3 protein-coding genes are annotated in these 5,594 nt (G+C 71.3%); all 3 read right to left on the reverse strand.

Features of this window, described 5'->3' with window-relative positions; all coding sequences use genetic code 11:
• Window positions 1-235 precede the first annotated feature (235 nt).
• The 3 genes from ACFVDP_RS43785 to ACFVDP_RS43795 all read right to left on the reverse strand — a co-directional run bounded on the left by ACFVDP_RS43785 (window position 236) and on the right by ACFVDP_RS43795 (window position 5,470).
• Window positions 236-3,367: an efflux RND transporter permease subunit gene (locus ACFVDP_RS43785; protein ID WP_383503416.1), complete on the reverse strand. Its 3,132-nt coding sequence runs from the start codon at window positions 3,365-3,367 to the stop codon at window positions 236-238.
• Window positions 3,368-3,539: 172 nt separating this feature from the next.
• Entirely contained in the window at window positions 3,540-4,238 is a 699-nt protein-coding gene (locus ACFVDP_RS43790) for a response regulator (RefSeq protein WP_383503418.1), read from the reverse strand.
• Window positions 4,235-5,470, reverse strand: coding sequence for a sensor histidine kinase (locus ACFVDP_RS43795; protein ID WP_383503419.1), 1,236 nt, complete (start codon window positions 5,468-5,470; stop codon window positions 4,235-4,237). The genes ACFVDP_RS43790 and ACFVDP_RS43795 overlap by 4 nt, the downstream gene beginning before the upstream one ends.
• Window positions 5,471-5,594 lie beyond the last annotated feature (124 nt).

Consider the following 5,594-nt stretch of genomic DNA (forward strand, 5'->3'; position numbering starts at 1 on the left):
GTTCCCCGCGCCCCTGAAGCATGCGCTGCGCGCAGCTTCCCCTGATGAGATGCCGCACGAAGTGCGCATCTCAGGGGCGCGGGGAACTGCGCGACCAGCCCCCACCGGGCCCGCACCCGCGAACGGCGCTGAACTGGCCGCCCGATAGGCGCTCACCCCGCGCCGGGGTGCCGCCTTGCCCACCCTGCCGCCCCAGGCGGCAGACTGCCCAAGGCGGCGGGGGCCAGCCGGGCCGTCAGACTCCGGCCCGCTCAGATTCCGGTTCCGGAGACGGAGACTGCGGCGGGACCGAAGCATCACGCTTGGCGGCGCGCTTGCGGGCGCGCTTTTCCTTGCGGAGTTCCAGGATCGCGTAGAGCGTCGGCACGAGGAGCAGGGTCAGCAGCGTCGACGTGATCAGGCCGCCGATCACGACCACCGCGAGCGGCTGCGCGATGAACCCGCCCTCGCCGGTGACGCCGAGCGCCATCGGCAGCAGCGCGAAGATCGTCGCCAGGGCCGTCATGAGGATCGGGCGGAGGCGGTGGCGACCGCCCTCCACCACGGCCTCGACCACGCCCAGGCCCTGACTCCGGTACTGGTTGATCAGGTCGATCAGCACGATCGCGTTCGTGACCACGATGCCGATGAGCATCAGCATGCCGATCATCGCCGGGACACCCATCGGCGTACCGGTGGCGACCAGCAGACCGATGGCTCCGGTCGCCGCGAACGGGATGGAGACCAGCAGGATCAGCGGCTGCGCCAGCGAGCGGAACGTCGCCACCAGCAGCATGAAGACGATCGCGATCGCCGCGAGCATCGCCAGGGCCAGGTTCTTGAACGCGTCGTCCTGGTCGGAGGTGACACCGCCGATGGTCGCCGTGGCGCCCTCCGGCAGGTCCAGCGCCTTGATCTTCGACTGGAGATCGGTGCTGACCGCACCCGTGTTGTCACCGGTCGGCTTCGCCGTGATCGTCGCCGCGCGGGCGCCGTCGATCCGGGTCATCGAGACCGGGCCGTCGACCAGCTTCACCGTGGCGATGTCGCCGAGGGTCAGCCCGCGCGGGCCCATCGGCAGCTTCTTCAGCTGAGCCGTGGTCTCGGCGGGCCGCGCCGACTTGACCACGATGTCGCGCTCGGTGTCGTCGAGGGTCGCCTTGCCGCTCGTCGTGCCGCGCACCGCCTGGGTGACGGCGGCGCCGAGCGTCGTGTCGTTGAACCCGGCGGCGGCCGCCTTGGAGTTGGCCCGCACCGAGATCCGCGGGACGGACTGCGACAGGTCGCTGGTGACGTCGGTGACGTCGTCGAGCGTGGCCACCGTCTTCCTGACCTGCTCCGCCGCCTTGTCGAGGACATCGCCGTCGGCGGCCTTCACGACCACGCTCAGGTCCTGGCTGCCGAAGCCGTCACCGGCCGAGATCGTCGTCGTACCGACGCCGTCGAGCTTGCCGAGCTCGCGCTCGACGCGGTCCTGCGTGTCCTCGTACGACGCCTTGTCCTTGAGGGTCACCGAGTACGAGGCCTGGTTGGTGTCGGTGCCGCCGCCGAAGGCCGCCATGAAGCCCGACGAGCCGACGGTGACCTGGTAGTCCTTGATCGCGTCGATGCCCTGGAGCACCTTCTCGACCTTCTTCGCGGACGCGTCGGTGGCCGCCAGGCTGGTGCCGGGGGCCAGCTCCTGCTTGATGGAGAGGACCTCCTGCTCGCCCTGGTCGAAGAAGTTGGTCTTCAGCAGCGGAGCCATGCCGAACGTGCCGATGAGGATCACGACGGCGAGCGCCAGGCTGGTGAGGCGGCGCCGGGTCGCGAAGCGCAGCACGGGGACGTACGCCCGCTGCAGCCACGACCTGGCCTCCTTCTCCTCGGCCAGGCGGCGGGCCTCCTCCGGGTCGACGCCCTGGATCGCCTTGGGCGCGCGCAGGAACCAGAAGGACAGCACCGGCACGACCGTCAGCGACACCAGCAGGGACGCAAGCAGCGCCGCGGTGACAGTGAGGGAGAACGAGCCGAACAGCTCGCCCACCATGCCGCCGACCAGGCCGATCGGCAGGAACACGGCGACCGTCGTCAGCGTCGAGGAGGTGACCGCGCCGGCCACCTCGCGGACGGCGACGAGGATGGCCTCCTTGCGTTCCTCGCCGTAGCCGAGGTGACGCTTGATGTTCTCCAGGACGACGATCGAGTCGTCGACGACCCGGCCGATCGCGATGGTCAGCGCGCCGAGCGTCAGCATGTTCAGCGACAGGTCGCGAGTCCACAGGACGATCAGGGCGAGGACCACGGACAGCGGGATGGAGACCGCCGTCACCAGCGTCGAGCGCAGCGACGCCAGGAAGACCAGGATGACGATGACGGCGAAGAGCAGGCCGAGCGCGCCCTCCGTGGTCAGTCCGGAGATGGACTTGGAGACCGCCGGGCCCTGGTCGCTGACGACCGTGAGGTCGGCGCCCTTGCCCAGGTCCTGGCGCAGGCCGGGCAGCTTGTCCTCGACCGCGTTGGAGATCGTGACGGCCGAGCCGTCGTGGTCCATGGTCACCGCGACGGCGAGGCTGGGCCGGCCGTCGGTGCGGGTGAGCGAGTCGGCCGTGGACGGCTGCTGCTTCACGGTGGCGATGTCGGCGAGGCGTACGGGCTTCTTCACGCCCTCGCCCGTGACCATCACGTCCTTGATCTGGGCCAGCGAGGTGAAGCCGCCGCCGACCTGGACCGTGCGGTTCTTGCCGCCCTCGTCGAAGGAGCCCGCGGGCAGCGTGGCGCCGGCGGCCTGGAGGGACTGGCTCAGCGTCTGGACGCCGACGCCCGCCCTGGCCATCTTCTTCGGGTCCGGCGTGACGTTGATCTGAAGGTCGCGGACGCCGTCGACCGAGACCTGGCCGACGCCGTCGATGTCCTTGAGGGACGGCACGACGGTCTTGTCGAGCTGGTCGGCGAGGGCCTGCTGGTCCTGGTCGGAGGTGACCGCGAGGACGACGGTGGGGATGTCGTCGGTGGAGCCCGCGACGACCTGCGGGTCGACGTCGTCGGGCAGTTGGGCACGGGCCCGGTTGACGGCCTGCTGGACGTCGGCGACGAGCTGCTTGGTGCCGGTGCCGTAGTCGAACGACGCCATCACCAGGGCATTGCCCTCGCTGGCCGTGGAGGTGACGCCGGTGATCCCGGTGACGGCGTCGAGGGAGTTCTCCAGCGGTTCGACGACCTGCTTCTCCACCACGTCGGGGGACGCGCCCTGGTACGGGGCGATCACCGACACCATGGGCAGTTCGATCGTGGGCAGCAGTTGCTGCTTGAGCTGGGGGATCGCTATCGCGCCGAAGACGATCGCGATGATCGACATCAGGCCGATCAGGGCACGCTGGGCGAGACTGAATCTCGACAGCCAGGACATGAAGGCAGGTCTCCCCGGGGAGCTGTGAGCGGATTGGCGGGGCCCCGTCGCGGTCACGAAGACATACGGGGCACGAGTACACCCTGAGCCACCCGGGCGGTGCGATGCGTCGCTCCCAGGTCCCGTTACTCATCGGCCGCCTACTGCGCCCGTAGTACGTGACCGGTGCGGGTCACTCCACCCGTGGGCGGACCAGGCCCGATTCGTAGGCAATCACGACGAGTTGGGCCCTGTCGCGGGCGCCGAGCTTGGCCATCGCACGGTTCACATGGGTCTTCACGGTGAGCGGGGAGACTTCGAGCCGCTCGGCGATCTCGTCGTTGGAGTGGCCGCCCGCGACCTGGACGAGGACCTCGCGCTCGCGCACCGTGAGCGCGGCGAGCCGCTCCGCGTGGGCTCCGGCGGACCGGACGCCGTCCTCGTAACCCTCGCCCTGGGCGAGGAACTTGGCGATGAGCCCCTTGGTCGCGGCGGGCGACAGGAGGGCGTCACCGGCGGCCGCGATCCGTACGGCGCAGAGCAGTTCCTCGGGCTCCGCGCCCTTGCCGAGGAAGCCGGAGGCGCCGGCCCGCAGGGACTGCACCACGTACTCGTCGACCTCGAAGGTGGTCAGCATCACCACGCGGACGGCGGCGAGTTCGGGGTCGGCGCTGATCTCGCGGGTGGCGGCGAGGCCGTCGGTGCCGGGCATCCGGATGTCCATCAGGACCACGTCGGGCCGCTCGGACCGGGCGAGCCGGACCGCCTCCGCGCCGTCCGACGCCTCCCCGACCACCTCCATGTCGGGCTCGGAGTCGACGAGCACCTTGAAGGCGCTGCGCAGCAGGGCCTGGTCGTCGGCGAGGAGGACGCGAATCGTGCCGCTGGTCATGTGGTGGCGTCCCCTGAAGTGGTGTCGGTGGCCCGGTCCTTGACGGGAAGGATCGCATGGACGCGGAACCCGCCGCCGTAGCGCGGTCCCGCGGTGAGGGTGCCGCGCAGCGCGGTGACCCGCTCGCGCATGCCGAGCAGTCCGTGCCCGCCGTTGCCGTCCTCCGGGCCGGGGGCGAGGGCCACGCCGGGTCCGTCGTCGAGGACGCTGACCTCGACATTGGGCCCCACGCGCACGACGCTGACCTCGGCCTTGGCGCCCTGTCCGGCGTGCTTCTGTACGTTCGTCAGCGCTTCCTGCACGATGCGGAACGCGGCGAGGTCGACGGCGGCGGGCAGCTGCGGGGCGTCCTGGGCGCGGGCCACTTCCACGGGCAGGCCCGCGTGCCGGAAGGTGTCGACCAGGTCGTCGAGCCGGTCGAGGCCCGGGGCCGGTTCGGTCGGCGCCTCGGGGTCGCCGGTCTGCCGCAGCAGGCCGACGGTGGCGCGGAGTTCGTTGAGCGCGGAGCGGCTGGCCTCGCGGACGTGGCCGAGGGCTTCCTTGGCCTGGTCGGGGCGCTTGTCCATGACGTGGGCGGCGACCCCGGCCTGCACGTTGACCAGGGCGATGTGGTGGGCGACGACGTCGTGCAGGTCCCGGGCGATGCGCAGCCGCTCCTCGGCGACGCGGCGCCGGGCCTCCTCCTCGCGGGTGCGCTCGGCGCGTTCGGCGCGCTCCCGGATCGCGTCGACGAAGGCGCGCCGGGAGCGGACGGCGTCGCCGGCTGCCGCGGCCATGCCGGTCCACGCGAAGATGCCGAGGTTCTCCTGCGCGTACCAGGGCAGGGGTCCGGCCAGCATGGCGACGCCGGTGAGCGTCGCCATCGTGGCCAGGCCCACCCGCCAGGTGGTGGGGCGGTCGGTGTGCGCGGCGACCGTGAACAGGGCGATGACGGCGGACATCACGATGGGGGCGCGGGGGTCGCCGGTGGCCAGTTCGGCGAAGGAGACCGTCGCGGTCGCGGCGAGTACGCACATCGGGGCGATGCGCCGGAAGACGAGGGCGGCGGCGCCGAGGACCATCAGGACGAGGCTGAGGGGGTTCGGGGTGCGGGCGCCCCAGGTGTAGCTGCCCCCGCCGGCGTTGCTGTGGTCCACGAAGGAACCGGCGATCATGCAGACGAGGACCGCGAGGGCGAGGGTGGCGTCGAGGGCCCGGGGGTGAGTTCTGGCCCAGCGTACGAGGGGGGTCACCGGGGTCACGGTAACGGTCCCCTTTCGCGCGGGTCGCCGCGGCCGTCTTTAAGGCGCGCCACCGTCGTGGCTGGTCGCGCAGTTCCCCGCGCCCCTGAAGAGCGAGCTGCGCTCGCTTCAGGGG

The sequence above is a fragment of the Streptomyces sp. NPDC057694 genome (assembly GCF_042799415.1).
Lineage (GTDB): Bacteria > Actinomycetota > Actinomycetes > Streptomycetales > Streptomycetaceae > Streptomyces.